Here is a 21,948-nt window from a genome sequence, read left to right on the forward strand (position 1 = left end):
AATTTATTGTCGGCCCGAAAAACGCAATAATTGCGTCACTTCGTGCTTATACCGGTTTCAAACTTGCTAAGGTGAAAAGCAAATGACTGCAAGACAGGCAGATGTAGTGCTGGTCGGGGGTGGTGTCATGAGCGCTACGCTCGGCGTGATGCTCAGGCAGCTAGACCCGTCCCTGGACATCATCATGGTTGAACGTCTCGATCACGTTGCCCATGAAAGCACCGACGGCTGGAACAACGCCGGGACCGGCCATGCCGGTTACTGTGAGCTGAACTACACCCCGGAAACCGAAGACGGTGATGTGGAAATCGAGCGGGCGCTCAAGATCAACGCGTCCTTCGAAACCTCGCTTCAGCTGTGGTCGTATCTGGTAGAGCAGGGCATGCTGCCGGAGCCAGAAGAGTTCATTAATTCGACGCCACATCAGAGTTTCGTGTGGGGCAAGGAGAATGTAGCCTTTCTCAAACGCCGGTTTGAAAGGCTGAGCGCCCACCATCTGTTCCGGGAAATGAAGTACACAGAATCGCCCCATGAGTTGCAGGACTGGATGCCGCTGGTGGTCAAACATCGTGATCCGATGCAGGAAGTAGCGGCCACCCGGGTAGAGCACGGTTCGGATGTAGACTTCGGTTCCCTGACCCGTCATATGGTGGAATATCTGCAATCCCAGCCCAATTTCGAGCTGATGCTGGGGCACCCGGTTCGTTCCCTGGCCCAGCGGGATAATGGTCGCTGGAAGGTGCGGGTCCGGGACGAGAGCACCGGCGAAACCAAAAAGCTTGAAACCGGCTTTGTATTCCTGGGCGCAGGCGGCGGGGCCCTGCCGCTGCTGCAGAAATCCGGCATTGAGGAAGCCCGTGGCTATGGCGGTTTTCCGGTAAGCGGTCAGTGGCTGGTATGCCAGAAGCCGGAAATCGTCAAGCAGCACAACTCCAAAGTATACGGCAAGGCGCCTACCGGGGCGCCGCCCATGTCGGTGCCCCATCTCGATACCCGTATCATCGATGGTACGCCGGCTCTCCTGTTTGGGCCCTACGCCGGCTTCACCACGCGCTTCCTCAAGCAGGGCTCCATGTTCGACCTGTTCGGTTCAGTCAAGTCGAGCAATATACGCTCCATGCTGTCCGTCAGTCGGACCAACATGGACCTGACCCGGTACCTGATCGGCGAAGTGTTCCAGTCGCACAGTGACCGGGTCGAGGCGCTCAAGAACTTCTTCCCGGATGCCCAGGAGGATGACTGGAAGCTCCAGATGGCCGGTCAGCGGGTACAGATCATCAAGACCACCCCTGACGGTAGCGGCAAACTGGAATTTGGCACCGAGATCGTGGCGGCCAAAGACGGGTCGCTGGCGGCACTGCTCGGGGCCTCCCCGGGTGCTTCAACAGCAGCACATGCGATGATTGATGTGATCGAAAGGTGCTTCAGTGATCGTATGAAACAGGGCGACTGGCAGGATCGCATGAAGGTGATGGTGCCTGCTTATGGGCAATCCCTGGTGGATAATGAAGCGCTCCTGCGCCAGATCCGCGAGCGCACGCTCAGTACCCTGAAACTGAAGCGTCCTGCGTTAAATGCAAATTCGGACACCTGAATAAGTGCTTTATTTGAAAATAGAATAAAACATCTAAATTCTCTCCAGAGCCTGCGTTACGCGGGCTCTGGCGTTTTTGGCGTCTCAGGATCGGGCCGTGCCGTTTCTCTATGGCGCCGGAAAGGTGTAGTTTGGTAAATACATGTAAACAGGAGGTAACGCGCATGAGCAATCGAGACAATAATGTTCGTAACCCGGAGAAGGGCTATGTAGCTCTGCTGGGTTGGAGTCTGAACGCCATTGAGTCGGCAGACAAATTCGATCGACGCTATGTAGTGGTAGCCCCGGATTGGGCTGAAGCCTATTGTACAGAACACAATATTCCTTACGTACCCTGGAACTTTGAACGCCTGAACGACCGCTCCCTGGAGATTGCACAAACCCTGCAGGACATGGGTGTTGATGTGGCGATCCCGTTGTTTGAGGAAACGGTAGAGTGGGCCGGCGCGATCAACTCGGTACTGCTGGACAACCCGCGCCTGTTCGGTCAGGCCATGTTGCTGCGGGACAAGGCACTGATGAAGCGCCGTGCCCAGCTTGGCGGCATCCGTGTCGGCATTTTCGAGGAAGCCCATGACAAGCAGGACGTGGTGCGGTTCCTCAAGCGGGTCAATCAGACCCTGCTCAAGCTGGACGGCGACCCCAATGACCCGATTCACCTGAAAGCCTTTGACAAGGCCGGTTGCCTTGGTCACCGGGTCATCCGTACACCCGATGAAGTCGATACCATTCCGGACGAAGAGTTCCCGGTTCTCATGGAGTCCCACCTGGACGGTTGGGAATTTGCGGTAGAAGCCTGGATTCATAACGGCAAGATCCGCTTTTTGAACATCTCCGAGTATGTGACCCTGGGTTACTCTGTGTTTGTACCCGCAACGCCTGAACTTGAGAAATATCGCGATCAGATCCGGGTCCAGATCGAGAAGCTGATCAAGACGTTTGACATCGAATTTGGTTTTATCCATCCAGAGTACTTCGTGACCAGTGATGGCGAGATGTACTTTGGCGAAGTGGCCTATCGTCCACCCGGTTTCAAGGTGTTCGAACTTCTTGAGCGCGCATACGGCTTCAACGCCTATCAGGGCATGATTCTGACTTTCGACCCGAAGACTACGGAAGAAGAAATCACTGCGTTCTTCCCCAAGGAAGTGGTCGATGCCAAGGGCGTGGCAGGTTGCTTCGGCGTGTATCCCCGTCGCCGCGTGGTCAGCAAACTGGAAATCCCCTCAGAGACCGAGGACCATGAATACTTCGAGTCCCACGAGCTCACCGCGCCGCTCGAAGAAACGGTTACAAAACGCACCGCGTTCGGCACCCATTGGGGGCTGATTTACTTCTTCGGGGATGATCCCCATACCATGAGGGATCTGCTTAAGCGTCAGGAAGACCTCGATTTCTATGTATAATTAACGGAGGGGGCGTCCGATACCGGGCGTCACCTCCCGATACAAGGAGTCAGCTTGAGTCATCCAGAACCGAACCAAGACACTAACACCGGAAAACTGGCCAGCCTGACAGCCAGAATGGATGAAGCGATAGCCGCCCTGGCAGAGTCCACCCTGGCCAAGGCCACCAAGCTGCGGCGTCTGTTCGATGCTGTTCGCAAGGTAATTCTGCTGGAAGGTGGCGCTGCGGTCATAGAACAGCGTGCCCCGCAAATGGAAGCCGCCGGTGTCTTCCTGGGGTCCGACTGGGCTTACCCCGAAATACTTTTGCCCGCATTGAGTTCCTATTCTCTCAAAAGCTCTGAAACAGACACGGTCATCATTGAGGCCATCAGCGAACTGCGTTTGCTGGCTGTTGCGAAAGGGGCCTATGAGCACCCCAGCGTGTCCTCCGAGCAGGCACACCATTACCTGACCCAGGTAATGGCGATGAATCTTGACCTTCTGTTCGGGACAATGAGCGAAGCAGAGCGCGAAACCCAGGGGCGTCTTGCCCTGGTGACCCGGGCGCTTTTTCGTCACCTCGCTGAGCGGATCGGCTACGAACACATCATCGACCAACTGGTTGATGAAATCTGGCGAATCGTCCAGCAGCGGCCCATTCAGGTGGGCAGCGTCAAGCAGATGATCACTCAGATTGCCATATGCCGGGCCAACCCCGATATCGACCTGGGCTCAAGTGGCCAGGGCGCGGACCGTCTGATCAGCAGCCTCTATGGCACCACCCAGGCCTGCCGGGAGGACCCGGGGGTAGCAGTTTACTATGAGCGGCTGGAGTCCATGGACACCGGCGCCCTGCAGTATGAGGCTTCCGGTTTTGCCAGGGCCATGCATGACACCGGACTGGTTTCGCCCTATCACGCTGTGCTGATGCGTTATCTGCTGGACCACAGCGATCACCTGCTATCTGAAGCCCTGGGCCTGTCGAGCACAGGGCGGGATTGCCTGATGTGTTACGACGACCTGGTACGGGCATTGATCCGGGCCAGCGTTTATCCGGAGACTGCCCAGGCCATTTACGGTATATCCCTGACCCTGGAGCGGGGCATTCTTTACCAGCCGCCGGTTGCACCGGCCCTGTGGCGTCAGATTCACCTGCCGCTATCAGCCTGGTCCAAAGAGCGCCTGCGCCTGGTCTACGGCGACAATCCGTTGCCTGAAGCGAGGCTGATGGAAGGCGTGCTCTGCATGCTGGGCCAGCCTCTGGGTGTCGGCCAGGGCAACAATCCCACCTGCCAGTCGGCGCGGGCGCTGTCCATGTGGGCCTACAATGACCCGGATTACCTGCTGCAGATGGTGGTGTGGGCCGCCAGGGACGATGAGATCGTCATCCACTTCGAGGGCCAGCCGATCTCATCAATGGCAAGCCTGACAGGGGTCGCCTCCGAACTTTCTGTGGACCTGGACCCGGTCTCGCTGCTGGTTGTGCCCCATCTTGACCGTATCTATGCGGAGATGGGCCGCCGTTGTATCGGTCGAGAAGGCGATCCCCATCGCTGGGTGAATCCTGAGTTCCACGGTTGGTGGGCGGGCCGTGGCTTCAGCATCAATGTGGATGTGGCGACCGGCAAGCTGACCGATCTGGAAGGTTTCCTGAGGCATTTCTATGCCTGCTACCACCCGTTTTTCAATCGCAGCCAGCCGCTGATTCATCCCCAGCCGGCGGGGGTTGCCATTACCGACAGTGCGGCCCGATTTATCGGCTGGCACGCCATCACCATTCTGCGGGTAGCGCTCGATCCCCAAGACGTGATGCGGGTCTATTTTTATAATCCCAACAATGACAGTGGCCAGAACTGGGGCGATAGCGTGGTGGTCAGAACCTCTGGCACCGGTGAGCGCTTCGGGGAAGCGTCCCTGCCATTTGAACAGTTCGCGTCGCGGCTCTACATCTTCCACTTTGACCCCCTGGAACAGGGCGAACTGGCAAGAGTGTCGAGCGACGAGCTGCAACGGGTGATGGATCACGTCTACCGCAGTTGGGGTGCTGACCGTGTCCCGGCCGAACACCTGCAGGCTGCCGCGGAAAATCCCCAGGCGCCGAGTCCTCCGGACCCCGGCGGAGTCTGAACTTTCCTTTGACTGTTTTTTACAACAGAACACCGCCAAAAGGCGGCGTTCTGTGTTAATAAATCACGCATCCTTTGATTTACATTAAAAAAACAGAAAGGTGAGTTCCATGAGAAAGCCGGAAAAAGCAGATCTCATGCCATGGGTCGCGCGCCTGATTGCCAGCCCTGTGACACGGCGCTGTCGCCAGGAATTTTTTCGGCTGAAGGCGTTGCCCAAAGGGCAGGTGGATGTGGCAGAGGTCTTTATCAACCCCCGGGATCCGTTCAGTATGGTGCTTTTGCAGGCCCTGCCGGACCTGACCCGCCGGTTTGAGATTCAGTTTCGCTTTCATACCATATGGCGACAGCCAGGGGAGATGTTCCCGGAGCCCCGCATGTGGCTTGAGTGGGCGATTGAAGATGCCGGCAGGCTGGCAGAACTTTACGGTCTGGCGGGCCCCACCAGGGCGCAACCGCCAACCGAAGCAGAGCTGACGGCCTGTCGGAACCAGCTTCTGGCGGCTGAACAAAGCGCTGACTATCTGCAGCAGGCCACCGATCATCTGAAAGCACTCTGGCACGGACGGACAGAGGCTCCTGCCAGCACAGGCGAAGACTCCACCCTAAAGCTGGAGCAGAGGTTAGAGCACAACGAGCAGCGCCTGGTTGAGTTGGGCCATTACCAGGGTGGTATGGTCCATTTCAGGGGGGAGTGGTTCTGGGGAGTCGACCGGCTTGATCATCTGGAGGGTCTGCTGATCCGCGAGGGGCGAGCCCGTGATGCAACCACGGTGCCTCTGTGGGATAGAACCTGGGCCAGGCTCGGCCTTGATGCGAGGGCGCTTGAAGCCTCCCATTTAGCCCGCGACCAGGCACTGGAAGTGTTCTTTTCCATTCGCAGCCCCTATTCCTATCTGGGTCTTGAGCGGGCTGTCATGCTGGCCAAGGCCTGGAATATCCCGCTCCAGCTACGTCCGGTCCTGCCCATGCTCATGCGTGGCCAGTCGGTGCCCGATACCAAGAAGTGGTATATCTTCCAGGACACCAAACGGGAGGCCCGAAAGCTCGGTCTACCCTACGGGTCCGTCGCAGATCCGCTGGGTGCCGGGGTGGAACGATGTTATGCGCTGTTTGATTATGCCCGGAGCATCGGCCGTGAAATCGACTATATGCGGTCCTATGCCCAGGCGGTCAATGCTGAAGGTATCCGCTCCGAAACCGACGCAGGGCTTCGTACCATCGTCGAACGTGCTGGCCTGGACTGGCAGAAAGCCAAACGCTTTCTGGCAGACCAGAGCTGGCGTGACTGGGCTGAGTTGAACAGGAAGGCCATGTACGAAAACGGGCTCTGGGGAGTCCCCAGCTTCCGCTACGGCAAGGTGAGCTGTTGGGGGCAGGATCGACTATGGCTGGTGGAAGAGGAAATCAAAAAAGGGGCGGAGGTCTCCTCCACCCAAAGGGCTAGCGTGCAACAACAACGCAGAGACTAGAGAATGGCGGGTCTTGCAGAGCAATCTCCAGCAACACCCGCCAAAGTCTTGGTTCTAGTTACTCCTGAATTTTTCCTGTTCAATACGCATGTATTCAGTCAACGCGGCAAGTTCTTCTGATTGCCAGTCCAGCGGTTCAGCGGCCATGGGCGCCACCATGCAGATCTGGACCATTTCATCCAGGTGGACCTCGTCCATGCCAAAATCGCTTTTTGCCATCGCCACGGAATGGGGGTAGTCGTTCTCGAAGGTTTCGGCATAACCGGCCTCGCCGGTATGGCAGGTGGCACAGGACAGTCCGTTTGAGGACAGCGAGGTGTCGCTGAACAGGGCTTTGCCTTTCTCGGCCAGTGAATCAGGATCGCCGTCATAAGGCTCATAGCCCTCAGGGCGACGCACGGCCTCCTTCATTGCTTCCGACGTCCCTCCGCCCTCGGCTTCACCTTCAGCCTCTCCTTCTGCTTCTCCTTCTCCTTTCGCTTCGGCTTCGCCCTGGGCCTCCCCTTTTGCTTCGCCTTCCGCCTCACCCTGGGCTGCTTCGGCGGAGGGGATCAGGCCAAGGCCATTTACCGATACTGAGCTAAGTCCGGCCATGGCGACCACGGTCATGAGCGGAACCGACACCATGAGACCACGGGAAAGCTTCCCCATGAGTTCCTTTCGATATAGATCAGTTGCCATTTCAGTAACCTCACGTGTCTTTGAGTTGGAATTATTAGACCGAACCGAGGCCTACAAAGCAGTGACACCGATTCCCTGTAATTGTTACAACGAGGTGTTTGCTACAACCCGCTCAGGTCCTGTTGTCCCTCCCGTTCTCCGGAAGTTTGCAAAATATTATTCAGGCGCACTTTCTTGCGCTCATAAGTAGCTTGCGCTGGTGTCTCAGTGTCGAAGGGTGCACACCAAAATTCTCACTGACCTCTACGCCACCTCGCTCAGCCAGCATTGCAATAATGGCCATATGGTGGATGGTATGGCTGGCCAGAAAAGCGAGTTCCCGCTTGATGCTGGTGGCCACTGAACATTTCTCGTCTTCGCTTATGTGCACCATGGGCAGGGCTGTTTCGGGGACATCAGTGATGCGATTCAGAGCGCTGGCGATGGCAATAAGCCGGTTGCCTGCGGCATGATTGTCCAGTTCCAGACGTTCGTCCCGTCGCCGGTTCTCGTAGTCAAGGGCCTCGGTCGATTGCCCGTGCACAGCAGCCAGAAAGGCTATGTAATGGTCGATAATGTGACGTACATGCTTGCCAATAACATGCTGCTTATTTGTCCCGAAACTTTTTTTATACAAGACATCAGGCAACACAACGAGCAAGTCCACCAACTGGGATACAGCAAGGGTATTCTCGGCAACGAGACTTTCGTAATGGCTGGATTCAGAATTTGAGTTAGACATTTTTCTTCACCCGCGTTGTCTGGGTAGGTCATGTATAGAAACATCAGCGTCAGGTTCGAATACTATCGGGCCCCGGTACAAGGGATGACCCATTGCCGAATCAATCCCCTGTCCGGGCCACTGCCTTTTACTTCAACGGTACCTCAGCTCTCGGCTTCACCTTCACCTTCGCTTTCGCCTTCACCTTCCTCTTCTCCTTCTCCCTCACCTGTTGCCAGAATCAGATACTCGTTTTCAATATTGGTATCTGTGGCAGGGGTTGTGTGTGTGTCAGGATTGGCCTGCAGTGCAGACGCACCGACGACCATTGCCAGAACCGGTCCTGTGTAGGCGATCCCTTTGGCAAGCTTGTGTAATAACTGATCTTTGCTGTCATCTTTATGCATGATCTTTTCTCTCCATTTTTCGGTTAGATGCCGGGCATACCTGCCCGGACTCTGGTGCCGGGAGACCGACGTCTGGAAAGACGCCGGCCACCCGGTTGCTGACGATAAACCCGTCAGCAACTGCTGAACTTCATGACCAAGCCGGCTTTCAGCCGTTTTGCTGGTAACTCATCTGCTTTGTCAGGGGATTGGCCGCCAGAACCTCCAGGGCGGCATCCAGGTTGTTGATATCCAGAAGATATCGCTCGGCACTGTCGAGCCAGTTGGCAAGCCTGTTGAACCCTGCTGTGTCCAGAGGCAGCCCGTCATAGCGTGAGCACCCTGAAATTAAATGACATAGAGCCTCGCTTACCGAGACCGGTCGAATGCCGTTTTTCTCATCAAGTGCGTCTGAGGTCGGGATAATCACCGTATTAACCTGATAGCTTTGGCGGACAAGTCCCAGAGAAGCCGGTTGCAGCCAGACTTTTCGGCCATCCTGAAGGTGATGTTGGCCCAACCTCGCTTTTGAATTGGCGCCCTGTGCTTCGTACGGCGCCTGCGCCGGCAGACCCAGGCCATAGAGAGCGGCTGTTTCGCCTTGAATGCGGCCTGCGCGTCCAAAGCTGGTTTCAAGCCTGTCTGCCATTCTCAGTGCTGGCAGATCTCCCAGTTCGGGGTTGATGCTGGTAACGAGAATGGCGGTACCTGGATCAGACGGATGCGTCACAAGGCCGGCATCGACAATGATGTCTCCCTCGTCGGCCGCGTTAAGCGTGAGGCAGGCCATGACCGCCGGGGCCACCCGGGAAAGGCCGAGTCGGGACTGGATGACTCGGCCGTCCATGATCAGGGTATAGCCCGGCGTGTCGCGGACCACTTCCAGCCGTGAGCTGAAAGCCCCTTGAGACTTTGCTTCCATGGGCAGAAGCAGGGACCGGATGCGACTGATTACCGCCAGACTGTCGGTGAAAAACTCGCCGTTAAAAGCACCGCATTCCAGGGCAAATGAAAACGCCATGGTTGTGCCCTGGTGGGACTTTCCTGCGGGATTGATCACGTCGTCAGGCCGCCAAGCCCCGGTCGCAGCTTTCTGCACCAGCAGGCGCCGGTTAGCCCAGTCCGCAAGGGAGTTCCACACATCCCGACGGATCGTCCAGCTATCTGCCTCCGTACCAGTCCCGCCTGTGCTGGCCTCGGCCAGTGCCATGGCAATATCATCCGGCCCGTGGCCATCGGTGGCCATCGGTGGCCATGAGCCAGATCAGCGAGCCTGATTCGTTCAGGGCATTCAGGTGACCGAGCCGGGTATCGTAAACATAGACACGATCTTCACTGATCATATCCTCGGCGTATCTGCGCCGGAGCACAGGCTGGGCGAGGGTGGCGCCGGATAGCGAGTGCGCGATGACCCAGTCCTCCAGGCGAGGCAGGGTGTAGAAAGGTAGGTAGTCTGCCTGTTTCTCCGAGGGCAACAGGCGTTTGAAATTGCCCGCCCTTGCCAGCTCATGTTCTGTTTCGGCGATCACCTGCTGTTCGGGCGAACCTGCTTCTTTGACAGGCCCACCATTCAATCCCACGAGGCTGATCAGGTCTTTAACCAGTGTTCCCTTTACGCCTTCCTCTATGTCGCCACCGCTCTCAGGTCCGGTACACACATCCAGGGAGGGGCTGAGGTTGCACTCCAGGATCCAGGGCTTGAGGTCACTGTCCACCAGGCAGTCGATACCCAGCAACTCGTAACATCCCCGGGTGTCAGCACCTACGACTCTGGCCCGCTCCCGCATGTCTTCCAGGGCCGAAACGCAGGTGAGGGCGACAAGATCCTCAATCCGTGCAAACAGGGCAACGTCGTCATGACCCTGCTCCCGAAACCATGCCCGGTACCGGTCCAGATCCACGAACTCGACCGGTACCTCGGCCTCCAGGTTCTGGGCGTTGACATCAGGGTTGGTCAGGTAGCTATAGGGGTTGTCAGCGTTAGCCTCGTCGTAGGGAGCCGAGGCAAGCTTTGCAAAGCCCTGACGGTAGAGATAGACCCGCAGGGGGGTCACGGAAGAAATGGCGACGTACAGGCGCAGTACGTATTTTCGCCCGTGCATGGTGTGGGGGTTTTCAATGTACTCCTGCACCATCCAGGATGGTTCCAGAGGGATATGTGCCGGATCCCGAACCAGCTGTATACCTTTGCCCCGGGCTGCATTCTTGGGTTTCAGTATCCAGCGCTGACCCGGGTCCTCAAACGCCTCCTGCTGGAATCGGTGATAGTCCTCCGGCATGGAAAATACCCGCGGGAAAAACTGCAGGCGATCAGTAAGGCCTGAGTCGTTACCGTCCAACAGGCTTACCCGTTCCCTGAGCGTTAGCAGGCTCTGGTATAGACGACTTTTTACCGTGAGGGCAGCATTGCCAGGGATGTGATTGATTTTCCGGGTGGGACCAACGTGTCTGAAATATTCCGGGTCGGGCATGCCGGTGTACCAGCATGCATCCCATTCTGAGGAACTGTCTCCGGGCTGCCAAAGTGACTTGTCCAGGGACGCTTCATAAAACCTGTCTTGCTCGTAGGAACGGTTACCACCCATCCAGTAGTGTCGAGTCATGTTTAACTGTTCTCCCTTGCGCCCTGGTCTTGTCTTTGTTTTCTGTTGCACACCCGCATGGACACACCACATCAGCGGGTGTTACAGAACCCAGACAATTTATTGCCACGCAGAGACAAGACATACAGCGGCCGAAGTTGTTACAGAGGGGAGATTTGTAGGGCGGTTATAACTGGATGGTTATGGCGGAATAGTGGAGCCGCCACCCAGAGCCTGGGAGGCGGCTTCTAATACCTGGCGTCAGCGACGCCCTCGCAACTTGCTCAATACACCCTGAACCCAGTCCCTGGCTTCTTCCAGTGTGTGATTGTCTTCAACAAGACCCCTAAGCGCCTGGACCTGCTGCTCAAACAATCCGGGCCGGCTCAGCTCCTCGGCCTTCTCATCAGGGCCCAGCGGCAAGATATGTCCGAAATAGGTGCCACCGAGAATGCGACGCAGGAACCCTTCGCCCAGAAACGCCTCGTCGTTATTCAGCGTACGGGTCGCCCGCAGCAGCCGGCGAATATCGTACTGGCCGGGATAGATGTCCGGCACCTGTTTTTTGATACCCAGCAGGCTGTAGACCCCGACCCGGGCTGTGCGCACCGAACTTTCCAAGGTGAACACCACATCGTTGTGGGTCTCTACAAACTGGCCCATGCAGGCCAGGTTGGTGCAGCCTTGTGGCACGACCCAGGGCCGATCACCTTTTGCGCGCGGCATAAACTGAGCGGTGATGTAGGGCATCAGTGCAATTCGGGTTTTAGTGGCGGCCATCACCTCGTCGAGCTGATCAATCAGGCCCAGGTGATAGCACATCTCCGCCAGCACCTCTTTGCCGGTGCATTCGGGCATCGGCTTTTTGACGTAATCACCGGGCTTGTCCATCAGCAGGGCGTAGGTCCACAGAACAATCACGTCATCAGGCTGATCCGGGAAGTGTGGCTGACGGTTGCAGGTGAAGCTCATCAGCCAGGCTGAATCGGTAAAGGTGATGATGCCCCCCGTTGCCGTGAAACCGGAATAAGGATCGTTGACCGACAGCTCTCTGAGCTTGTCCATCAAAGGGGAGGGCCTGCAGGTCAGGGTGACGGACTCCCAGGTTGAGCCGGGGATGTTGCCGCAAAACTTCTCAGGCCGGCCAAACACGTCCGATTGCTGCGCCAGGTTTTTCCACAACTGCCAGCCGGAGCCTGGCCCCGCCTCATCGCTTTCTTTCAGTTGCGGCGCCGTGTCGTCATCGCCGTAAGCGGTGTCTTCGGTCATGGAGCCGGTGGTGATGAACACCAGGTCGCGCTCACCAACGTTAAAGGTTTTATCCCCCTCACCACCATGGCACTGGATGGCCGTGACCGTTCGGGTGTCACCAGAAGTTTCCATCTCCAGGTTTTCGACAATCGAGTCGTACCGGATGTTAACACCCTGGTTTTTCAGCCAGTTCATCAGCGGGCGCACGAAAGCATCGTATTGATTGTATTTCGGAAAGACGAGCGAGGTCATGTCGTTAAGCCCGTCCATCAGGTGCAGGAAACGGTGCATGTAGAGCTTCATTTCCAGCACGGAATGCCAGTTCTGGAAGGCGAACATGGTGCGCCAGAAAGTGTAGAAGTTGCTGTTCAGAAACCCTTCGCTGAACCATTCCTCTACCGTGATGTCGTCCAGGTCCTCCTTGCGCGCCAGCAGAAGCCTGACCACTTCCAGTTGCTGGCGCTTGGTCAGTTCCATGGTCGAAAAGTCCCTGATCTGGCCCTGCTTCTCCAGCAGCCGTGCCTTTGACCAGTTCTTGTCAGCATCGTTTACGATGCGGTATTCATCCAGCACGGTAAAAGGTTCCGGCAACTCCAGAGCCGGTATCTCCGAGAACACATCCCAGAAATTCTGGTAAGTCATTTCCATTTCCCGGCCGCCGCGCACGATGTAACCGTCCTCGGCGTTACCGGCGCCATCAAGGGAGCCGCCCTCAATGGCCTGCTCTTCCAGGAAGGTGATATTGCCAGCCGGCATATGGCCGTCGCGGATCAGAAAGAAAGCGGCGGACAGGCCGGCGATACCACTACCGACAATCCAGGCGCGCCGGTCCGTTATGCCCTCGGTGGGCAGCGGGCGATGATTGACATAGGCACCGTGCAGGTCCGCCGGTGGCAGCGGCGTATCAATACCATTGTGCAGGTGCTGGGAGGAACCATCAGGGGTGACTTCGACGCCCTGGGCCTCCAGTGCGTCGATATGGGCTTTGAGTCTCGAATATGGTGTTTTGGGGGTATCTGAGCGGGCCATTGGCGGATCTCCTTTCCTGAGAGGCGAATATCCGCGTAGTGTGGACCCATAAGCTCTGCAAAAGGGTGACACACATCAATCATGCCATCGCGATACGGTAGTCAGAACACTAAAACCTTGTCCGCATCCACAGTCGCCTCCGCCAGCGCATCCATGGTGCTGCGTTCGGCGCCGTCGACCACTTCTTCCTCAGTAAGGCCGCGGGCGTCCATACAGGTTCCGCACAGAAGGACTTTGCCCTTTATGGCGACGCGTTTGAGCATTCGCTCGGTATTGTAGAAACCATCCGGGGTTTTTTGCCCTGATTTTGCCCCGGCTACGGCGTCGCCCATCAGGAAGACGGTTAAATCGCACTCTTTTTTGAGCAGGGCGTGGGCCAGCCGCAGTCCGTTATAGAGCCGTTCAGTGCCGTAAGGCGGGTCGTTGATGATAATCAGTGCGTTCATGGTTACACCTCTTGCCAGCGGTTTTTTCAGGTCTTGCCAACATTCTATTATTGTTTAGAATAAAAGAGCATCGGCAGTTGTCGGCAGTTGTCAATAAAACGACATTGGCAGATGGTATAAATCAATGTACGGCACATCGTGGAATTCACGTGGTCTTCCGGATGTCAACAATCAGGAGAGCACCATGAATCTGACAAAAACAATCGTCGGCTCGCTTCTCACTGTGGCTATACCGTTTGCAGTTATAGCGGCTGATACGCCTTATAAGGGCGACGGCCATACCATGATCACGCCCGATGAACTTGAGTGGGGTCCCGTTGGCTCCATGTCAGGTGAGGCAAAAATCGCCGTGATCGAAGGTGACCTTTCAGAGGAGGCCCCGTTCACCTTCAGGCTGAAACTGCCCGCGGATTACACGCTGGACCCTCACATTCACCCAGCTTATGAGCGGGTCACAGTGCTGCAAGGCACCCTGAATTTCGGTCATGGCAAAGCCTTTGATAAAGACGAAACCCAGGAACTGACCACCGGAAGTCTGGCAGTCATGGCGCCGGGGGAACCCATGTTCGGCTATACCGGGGACGAAGAGACCATCATTCAGCTTCATGGCACCGGGCCCTGGGGTATTGAATATATCAACCCTGAAGACGACCCCCGTAAGTGACTTTGAAGCCCGGCAAAGCGGCCCCTTTGCGACCGCCCTGCCGGAAACGGTCAAACGGCTGGTTTGACCCATTCGCAGGAGATTAACGCAGTAATGACATCCCGACAGGATCTGTTCGATACCCTGGCTCAAGTTGGTAAGGCCTTTGGCAGTGGTCAGCGCCTTGCCCTGCTGGAGCGCATTATCCAGGGTGAAGCTTCAGTTGAAACGCTCGCCAGCAGTACCGACCTGACCGTCGGCAATACCTCCGCACATTTGCAGCAGTTGCGTAGAGCCGGTCTCGTGACGGCGACCCGCTCCGGCAAACAGATGATTTACCGGCTCACCGACCAGCGTATCGTCACCCTGCTGGGTCTGATGCGACAGGTGGCCGAGACCAACCTGGCGGAAATGGAACGCGTTGTCGGCCGGCTCTTTGCTGATAATGACCCCGAAGGTCCAATGGAGGCTATTTCGCGGGATGACCTGCTCAAAGGCCTGAAAAAGGGGGAGATTGCCCTGCTTGACGTGCGTCCGGTAGACGAGTTCGCAGCCGGGCACTTGCCCGAAGCCGTCAATATTCCTTTGGAGCAGCTCGAATCCATGCTTGACCACTTGCCCAAAGACCGGCAAATCGTCGCTTACTGCCGGGGACCCTATTGTGTACTTTCACACCAGGCCGTTCAGTGTCTGCGGAAGTTGGGTTATCAGGTCAGGCGTTTTGATGAAGGCTTTCCCGAGTGGAAAGCCGCCGGACTGCCCGTGCATTAATCAGAGGAACAGCTTTGACCAACACAATGCTCGCTAATGAACCCCTGATCCGGATCGGCTTTTTTCTCTCGGTGCTGGTTCTTATGGTGGTATGGGAGCTTGTGGCAGCCCGCCGTCCCCAGCGTATTGGTCGCCTGACCCGGTGGCCCAGTAACCTGGCGATCGTGGTACTGGATACGGTGGCCGTGCGGCTGGTGTTTCCTGTAGCAGCGGTGGGTACCGCTTTCGTGGCATCAGAAAGTGGCTGGGGTGTGCTTAATCTGGTTGCCATGCCGGCCTGGCTTTCCGTGGTGATTGCTGTACTGGTGCTGGACCTTGCCATCTATTTCCAGCACCGGTTGTTTCATGCTGTTCCCTGGCTCTGGCGTCTGCATCGGATGCATCATGCGGATCTGGAGTTCGACGTTACCACTGGCCTGCGCTTTCATCCGTTCGAGATTGTCCTTTCAATGGCGATCAAGCTCGCCGTGGTTCTGGTACTCGGCGCGCCCGCCGTGGCCGTGGTGATCTTCGAAGTGCTGCTGAATGCTACCTCCATGTTCAATCACGGCAATGTCCTTTTGCCCCGCTGGCTCGACAGGCGCTTGCGGCTGTTGGTGGTGACACCGGAAATGCACCGGGTGCATCACTCGGTAATCCGGCGGGAAACCAACAGTAATTTTGGCTTCAATCTGCCCTGGTGGGACCGGCTGTTTGGCACCTACCGGGACCAGCCGAAGAAGGATCATCTGGGCATGACCATTGGTATCGAAGATTTCCGCACCAGGCAGGATCTACGGCTGGACCGGATGCTGATCCAGCCTTTCAGGCAGCAATACACCGGGCCTTTAAAGAGTCAGGAATTCTGAGCTCAGGGGTTGTCCACCCTGGCAGACATGAAATTGGCGCTCAGCCAGAGCCAGAGGATGGCGAAGCCCAGAACTGTTATTGGTGCCAGCATGGTCAGGTTCAGCATCTCCCAGCCCAGGTAATACAGTAGTGAGCCGGAGAGCAGCGTACCCAACGCCACCAGTGAAAAGATAACCAGGTCATTGATGCCCTGCACCTTGCCACGCTCAGCTTCGGTGTGAACTGTCGATAACAGGATGCTGCCGCCGATGAACAGGAAATTCCAGCTGATTCCCAGTAGTACCAGTGCAAGCCAGAAGTGAGTGAGCGTACTCCCATGCGTTGCCGCAACCACCGTGGCTACCAATAGCAGACACCCAGCGAAGAGAATGGCGCCAATGCCGGCGCGGGCGATCAGGCTACCGGTAAAAAACGAGGGCACGAACATGGCCAATACATGCCATTGCATAATGAACGTCACCTGCTCCACGCCAAGCCCCTTGTCACGCATTGCAAGTGGGGTGGCGGCCATCAACAGCATCATCACGGCATAACCGATGGCAGCCGCCACCAGGGCAACCTGGAAGCGTGGTTGCGCAGCAATCGCGGTCATGGGGCGGGAAGGTTCGCCGGGTTTGGGCTCACCGCTGGCCGGCACCTTCAGTTGGCTTAAAAGAGCAATTGCCAGCAGGGCCAGAAGCGCAATCATCAGGTAAGGCCCGCCCGATGGGACGCTGGCAATCCACTGGGTTGCGCTTGCGTTCCAGGGTCCCAGAAAGGCCGCTGCCACGCCGCCCGCCAACACCAGGGATATGGCCCGGCTGCGGAAGGCGGGGCTGGCGACGTCGGCGGCGGCGAAGCGATAGTACATGGCGAAACTCTGGTAAAGCCCGAGCAGCAGGCTGCCCAGGCAGAACAGCCAGAACGATTCCACCCCGATGGCAACAAAACTCAACAGCCCCCCGCCAACGCCGCCAAAGCCTGCGCCAGTAATAAAGCCCCTGCGGCGACCCACCCGCTTCATAAATAGCGAGGCAGGCAGCGTCGTAAGCACGGTTCCGAACATCATGATGGCGATGGGCAGGGTCGCGAGGGCCGGGTCAGGACTGAGCCATTTACCCACCACGCCGCTGAGGGTCATAACCGTAACAGCTGCCACTATGAACAGGGTCTGGTTGATGGCCAGAATGGCTACGTTGGCTTTTTCGTGAGTATAAGGGTCCAAACAGGCTAACTCCCGGTTGATTCTGTGCGCTGCGCCTGGGGGCCCGCCGCATAGAAGAAGGCCGCCCCCGACAGACTTCGACGGTTACTTTTGGTTCATAAGCAAAACTATAAGGGTGGCACTTCCGTACAGATATGCAACACAGGGACGCCGGCTCGACACCGTTAGATCGGAATAGACGTCCCTGACGCCGAGCACGTATCGTCAATATTCACCCGCAATTTTGACAGCGCCAAATAGAAATTCTTATGGCCAGCAATCTGCCCACCGAAAGAAAACCTGCGGTGATCGCCGCCCTGGCCGGAGGCTGGGTCGCGGACGCAGCCAGTCTTGGCTTGCACTGGCTATACGACAGCCAGCGTATCCATGAGGTTGGGGGCCGGTCACCGGAGTTCCTGCCGCCGAAGCCCGATTATTTCAAGGGCGGGTTTGGTTACTTTGCCCATGACGGCAAACGCTCGGGCGATGTCAGTCATTACGGCGCTGCCACACGAGTGTTTGCCGACAGCCTGCTGGCCTGCGAGGGCCGCCTCGATACCCGCGACTACCAGCGGCGTTTTCGCGCCTTCTTCGGGCCTGGTGGCCAGTGGCAGGGTTACATTGATAACCCCACCCGGCTGACGCTGGACAACCTGAACGCCATCGAACAAAACGCCATTGCACAGGCCCAGTCGACAACCACGGCCGACCTGACCGATCAACAGAAACGGGTGCTGGTGCAAAAGGTTTTGCCCTATACCCGGCGCCTGAGTGGCGACCAGCTGGCTGAGCCGGTTCGTAAGGCCATCAGCCTTACCTATACCGAATATGAGGTGCAGGAGGCCGGTGTGCTTCTTGCCGAAACCATCGACCGCCACCTGGTTCCTGAAAGCGGTGCTGACGACATGCAGTTGCCGGCCGTGTCCAAATTGCCGCCCCTGGTCGCCCGCTATTGCGGCCAGACCGACTTACTGGAGATCACCGAGGCTGCGGTCAGGGTAACCAATCAAAATGATGAGGCTGTGGCTTGGGCCCGTTGTGCAGCGCAGCTTCTGGATCAGGTATTCCGGGGCGAGCCACTATCGGCGGCTCTGGATGCCGGTGCCAAAGAGGCTGCCGACCCTGAAAGCCTGGCCCGGGCACGCTCCGGTCCCGCCCTTGATGCTCCGGCCGCAGGCGATACCTATGGCCGCACCTGTTACCTGCACGAAGCCATGCCGGTGATCTTTCATATCCTCAGCCATGCCGACAGCTATACCGAGGCTGTTCGCGCCAATATCCAGTGTGGCGGCGACTCCTGCGGCCGGGCCTGGATCATCGGGCCGGTAATGGCGGTACTGCATGGGGTGGGTGGTGAGAGCGGTATTCCCTTGAGCTGGCTGGCCCGTGTTACAGATGCCCCCGCCATCCTCGCTGACATTGAAACGCTGGTTAATGGAACCTGGAGCACCAGGAATATTGCTACTGAACTACCCGGTTGCCCAGCGGCTTGACCTTGCGGAATGTCTTCAATCAGAGAGAAGGTGGAATTTCTTTTCATATCTGCCAGAGCCATATGGAGCCCTATGATAACCTCTCTCTGAAGCCTTAAGGAAAAGGGAACCCCAGGAGATGATGCAAATGTCCGTCTCAAGCTTCCTGACGCGTGCTATCTGGTTGAGCCTGGTTGCTACCGGGCGCCTGGCATCCGAATTGTCGAAAACCTGTTCCGTCGTCAATTCTTGGGATCGTCGTTAGGATGGGCGCGCGCGAACTCGTTGCCGCTCTGGCTGGTTTCGTCGGGGGCATGCTGGCCAAAGGGCGTCTTGGCCCTCCCGTGGGCGAAGGCCCGAAGCCGGGTCAGGCTTCAGACTCTGCACGGAGTGCGGCTACCCGCGCATCAGCTGCCGCCAAAATCAAGAAACTCCGGGAAAGCGAAGTTCGTCATCGGGAACTCTTTGAAGCCAACCCCAACCCGATGTGGATTTTTGATCTTGAAACTCTGGCGTTTCTTGATGTGAACGAGGCTGCAATCAGGCATTACGGGTACAGCCGGGAAACGTTCATGCGGATGACCCTGAAGGACATTCGTCCGGCAGAAGACTTTCCGAGGCTGTCTGAAAGCGTAGCCAGCACTACCGGGGGCCTGAACGAGGTGATCAGCTCGCGGCACTTCACCCGTGACGGCCGGTTGATCGATGTCGAGATCAGGTCGCATTTTTTTGAGTTCAAGGGCCGGCGGGCCGCACTAGTAGCCGTCCACGATGTAACAGAGCGCAATCGTGTCCAGAATGCGCTGCGCTCAAGCGAGGCTGAATTCCGGGCTCTGGTCGAATCCATGCCGCAGATTGTATGGGTGACCCGCCCGGACGGCTGGCATGTGGACTTCAACCAACACTGGCTGGAATACACCGGACTGACCCTTGAAGAGAGTATCGGCCACGGGTGGAACCCCGCCTTCCATCCGGGCGACCGTGGGCTGGCCGCTGAGCGATGGCTGCATGCAACCGGCACCGGGGAACCCTATGAGATTGAGTACCGGCTCCGACGGTGGGACGGGGTTTATCACTGGATGCTCGGCCGAGCCCTTCCCATGCGAGATGCCGAGGGCAACATCGTTAAATGGTTCGGCACCTGCACGGATATTGACGATCTGAAGCGAACTCAGGAGCGTCTGGATGAGGCCCAGCGCGTTGGCAGAATCGGTGACTGGGAATACAACGTGGCCACTGAGGAAACCTTCTGGTCGCCGGTCGTCTACGGGATACTCGGAAGAGACCGCAGGCTCGGGCCTCCCCAGAGCTTTCGTGAGCGGGCCAGTTTCTACGACCCAGAAAGCGTCGAGCTCCTGAAAGAACGGATCGCTCTCGTGACTGCGTCAGGCAAGGCTCAGACATTTGATCTGCGAACCAGGAAAAGGGATCGCAAAGAAACCTACGTCCAGATAGTGGTCGTGCCAAAGAAGGATGACAACGGCAGGGTCGTGGGCCTTTTCGGAACGGTTCAGGATATTTCGGAACGCAAGCACGCGGAATTGGGCCTGCAGGCCAGGGCTCAGCAACAGTTACTGGTGGCCGCGCTTGGACGGTCTGCCCTGTCTGCTGCCAGTCTGGACGAGGTGTATGAGGAGGCCGCCGCAACGGTTGCCAAAGGTCTGAAGGTGGAGTTCAGCAATGTCCTGCTTCTGGAAGGACCTCAGAAAGCACCGCTGCTGAAGGCGGGCATTGGTTGGGGCCCGGAATGGATGGGTCGCCAGATGTCCGGACCGGCAGAGCAATCGCAAACGTACCGGGTCCTTGCGTCCCACGAGCCGGTGATCATGGATGATATCTCTGCGGACCAACGGTTCGCGCCATCCGAACTACTGACTACCCATGGGGTTATCAGCGGCGCAGAGGTTCTGATCGGTGGCATCGACAGACCTGTCGGAGTGTTGGGTGCTTATTCCTGCACGGCCCGGAAATTCTCGACCGATGATGTCGGCTTTCTGCAGGGGGTTGCTAACACCCTCGGCGCTGCGACCGAGCGCCAGCGGGCAAATGAGCAGCTCAGCTACATGGCTCTCCACGATTCCCTGACGGACCTGCCAAATCGCGTGCTTCTAACCGATCGGTTAGATGTGGCCCTGTCCCACGCTGAGCGCCATGACCAGCAGGTGGCGCTGCTCTTTCTCGATCTCGACCGTTTCAAGCACGTCAATGATGTCTTTGGCCATGGCCTGGGTGATGAGATTCTTCGTGAAGTGGCAAAGCGGCTTGCCAGTTGTGTGCGTGCTGAAGACACGGTAAGCCGACAAGGGGGCGACGAGTTCATTATGGCTCTGTCAGGTATCGAGGACGCCGAGGATGCGGCTCACATTGCCGACAAGGTTCTTAATGCCATTACCGCCCCTTTTCTGGTAAAGGGAACCGAAATCATTCTGGGCATCAGTATAGGGATTGCCTGTTATCCCCTTGATGGTGACAACGCGGAGACTCTGCTACGTAATGCAGATGCCGCTATGTACGTGGCAAAGGAGCTGGGGCGTAGCCGTTATCAGTTCTACTCTCCGGAAATGAATTTGCAGGGGCTGGATCACCTGACCCTCAAAAGTGATCTGCACTATGCCATCGAACGCAATGAGCTGTTTATCGAGTATCAGCCGCAACTTGACCTCGACACAGGGCAAGTGGTGGGGCTGGAGGCCCTGGTAAGGTGGCGGCATCCAATCCGCGGTGTTCTATCCCCCGGCCAGTTCATCCCGATTGCAGAGGAGTGCGGCCTGATCACGCCAGTCGGAAACTGGGTCATGGAGTCAGCCTGCAGTCAGCATGCCCGCTGGGTCTCCGAAGGCCTGGTAATGGGCACTATGGCGGTCAACATTTCTGCCCATCAGTTTCGCCAGAGTGATTTCTGCGAGCGGGTAAACGACGTACTGTTGCGTACAGGGCTTCTACCTGAACTGCTGGAACTGGAAGTCACCGAAAGCGTGGTCATGCAGGGTATTGATCAGGTTCTGAGCAAGCTCAATATACTCCGTTCCCTGGGGGTTACCCTTGCCATAGACGATTTCGGGACCGGCTACTCGAGCCTGAGTTACCTCAAGCAGTTTCCGCTTCATCGGCTAAAGATCGATCAGTCGTTCACCCGCGGGCTGCCAGGCGATCAGGAAAGCGCGGCGATCGCCAAAGCCATTATCCAGATGGGGCACAGTCTGGGTCTCGATGTCCTGGCCGAGGGAATTGAAACGAAAGAACAGGAGCAACCACTCCAGGCTCTGGGCTGCAATGCCGGACAGGGGTTTCTCTACGCAAGGCCGCTTTCAGGAGAGGAGTGTGGGGCATACTTGCGGGATGCTGTTCGGAACTAGGAACCCCTATAAGCAGACT

Annotated in this window: 17 protein-coding genes; 9 read left to right on the forward strand and 8 right to left on the reverse strand. The window is 57.3% G+C overall.

The features are described from left to right. Positions 1 to 82: 82 nt before the first annotated feature. The 4 genes from mqo (at position 83) to G7W63_RS11360 (ending at position 6,580) form a co-directional block, all read left to right on the forward strand. The gene (mqo, locus tag G7W63_RS11345; protein WP_166257607.1) at positions 83 to 1,594 is read left to right on the forward strand and encodes a malate dehydrogenase (quinone); all 1,512 of its coding nucleotides are present in this window, start codon (positions 83 to 85) and stop codon (positions 1,592 to 1,594) included. Between the two features lie 164 nt (positions 1,595 to 1,758). After that, positions 1,759 to 3,000, forward strand: a complete 1,242-nt coding sequence (locus tag G7W63_RS11350; protein WP_166257610.1) for an ATP-grasp domain-containing protein — start codon at positions 1,759 to 1,761, stop codon at positions 2,998 to 3,000. Positions 3,001 to 3,117: 117 nt separating this feature from the next. Further along, positions 3,118 to 5,109, forward strand: coding sequence for a hypothetical protein (locus G7W63_RS11355; RefSeq protein ID WP_166258369.1), 1,992 nt, complete (start codon positions 3,118 to 3,120; stop codon positions 5,107 to 5,109). A gap of 109 nt (positions 5,110 to 5,218) precedes the next feature. Next, positions 5,219 to 6,580, forward strand: a complete 1,362-nt coding sequence (locus G7W63_RS11360) for a DsbA family protein (protein WP_166257613.1) — start codon at positions 5,219 to 5,221, stop codon at positions 6,578 to 6,580. A gap of 54 nt (positions 6,581 to 6,634) precedes the next feature. Here the strand turns inward: G7W63_RS11360 and G7W63_RS11365 are convergent, their stop codons facing one another. From G7W63_RS11365 to G7W63_RS11390, 7 genes are all read right to left on the reverse strand, one after another. Beyond that, entirely contained in the window at positions 6,635 to 7,261 is a 627-nt protein-coding gene (locus G7W63_RS11365; protein ID WP_166257616.1) for a c-type cytochrome, read from the reverse strand. A 160-nt stretch (positions 7,262 to 7,421) separates the two neighbouring features. Beyond that, positions 7,422 to 7,982, reverse strand: a complete 561-nt coding sequence (locus tag G7W63_RS11370) for a DinB family protein (protein ID WP_166257619.1) — start codon at positions 7,980 to 7,982, stop codon at positions 7,422 to 7,424. 143 nt (positions 7,983 to 8,125) lie between these two features. Beyond that, positions 8,126 to 8,368 carry a hypothetical protein gene (locus G7W63_RS11375; protein WP_166257622.1) on the reverse strand — a complete coding sequence of 81 codons (243 nt, stop codon included), beginning with the start codon at positions 8,366 to 8,368 and terminating at the stop codon, positions 8,126 to 8,128. 148 nt (positions 8,369 to 8,516) lie between these two features. Next, positions 8,517 to 9,593: a hypothetical protein gene (locus G7W63_RS19985; protein ID WP_242634393.1), complete on the reverse strand. Its 1,077-nt coding sequence runs from the start codon at positions 9,591 to 9,593 to the stop codon at positions 8,517 to 8,519. Then, positions 9,565 to 10,950 (reverse strand): tubulin--tyrosine ligase family protein, encoded by a 1,386-nt coding sequence (locus G7W63_RS19990; protein ID WP_242634394.1) that lies wholly within the window; start codon positions 10,948 to 10,950, stop codon positions 9,565 to 9,567. Before G7W63_RS19990 ends, G7W63_RS19985 begins: the two co-directional genes overlap by 29 nt. A gap of 240 nt (positions 10,951 to 11,190) precedes the next feature. Next, positions 11,191 to 13,209, reverse strand: coding sequence for an oleate hydratase (locus tag G7W63_RS11385; RefSeq protein ID WP_166257625.1), 2,019 nt, complete (start codon positions 13,207 to 13,209; stop codon positions 11,191 to 11,193). 101 nt (positions 13,210 to 13,310) lie between these two features. Then, entirely contained in the window at positions 13,311 to 13,655 is a 345-nt protein-coding gene (locus G7W63_RS11390) for a DsrE/DsrF/TusD sulfur relay family protein (protein WP_166257628.1), read from the reverse strand. Between the two features lie 184 nt (positions 13,656 to 13,839). Between G7W63_RS11390 and G7W63_RS11400 the strand changes: the two genes are divergently transcribed. The 3 genes from G7W63_RS11400 (at position 13,840) to G7W63_RS11410 (ending at position 15,917) form a co-directional block, all read left to right on the forward strand. Continuing rightward, the gene (locus G7W63_RS11400; RefSeq protein WP_166257634.1) at positions 13,840 to 14,319 is read left to right on the forward strand and encodes a cupin domain-containing protein; all 480 of its coding nucleotides are present in this window, start codon (positions 13,840 to 13,842) and stop codon (positions 14,317 to 14,319) included. A gap of 93 nt (positions 14,320 to 14,412) precedes the next feature. Continuing rightward, complete coding sequence (locus G7W63_RS11405) at positions 14,413 to 15,069, forward strand: ArsR/SmtB family transcription factor (RefSeq protein WP_166257637.1); 657 nt, start codon at positions 14,413 to 14,415, stop codon at positions 15,067 to 15,069. Between the two features lie 14 nt (positions 15,070 to 15,083). Further along, positions 15,084 to 15,917 (forward strand): sterol desaturase family protein, encoded by an 834-nt coding sequence (locus G7W63_RS11410; RefSeq protein ID WP_242634395.1) that lies wholly within the window; start codon positions 15,084 to 15,086, stop codon positions 15,915 to 15,917. Positions 15,918 to 15,919: 2 nt separating this feature from the next. On the opposite strand, the gene G7W63_RS11415 is transcribed toward G7W63_RS11410, so the two are convergent. Continuing rightward, entirely contained in the window at positions 15,920 to 17,122 is a 1,203-nt protein-coding gene (locus G7W63_RS11415) for an MFS transporter (RefSeq protein ID WP_166257640.1), read from the reverse strand. A 248-nt stretch (positions 17,123 to 17,370) separates the two neighbouring features. Here G7W63_RS11415 and G7W63_RS11420 point away from each other — a divergent pair, with 248 nt between their 5' ends. Further along, complete coding sequence (locus tag G7W63_RS11420) at positions 17,371 to 18,594, forward strand: ADP-ribosylglycohydrolase family protein (protein WP_166257643.1); 1,224 nt, start codon at positions 17,371 to 17,373, stop codon at positions 18,592 to 18,594. A 245-nt stretch (positions 18,595 to 18,839) separates the two neighbouring features. Further along, on the forward strand, positions 18,840 to 21,929 hold the full coding sequence (locus G7W63_RS11425) for an EAL domain-containing protein (RefSeq protein WP_166257646.1): 3,090 nt from the start codon (positions 18,840 to 18,842) through the stop codon (positions 21,927 to 21,929). Positions 21,930 to 21,948 lie beyond the last annotated feature (19 nt).

Source organism: Marinobacter salicampi, assembly GCF_011074795.1.
GTDB lineage: Bacteria > Pseudomonadota > Gammaproteobacteria > Pseudomonadales > Oleiphilaceae > Marinobacter > Marinobacter salicampi.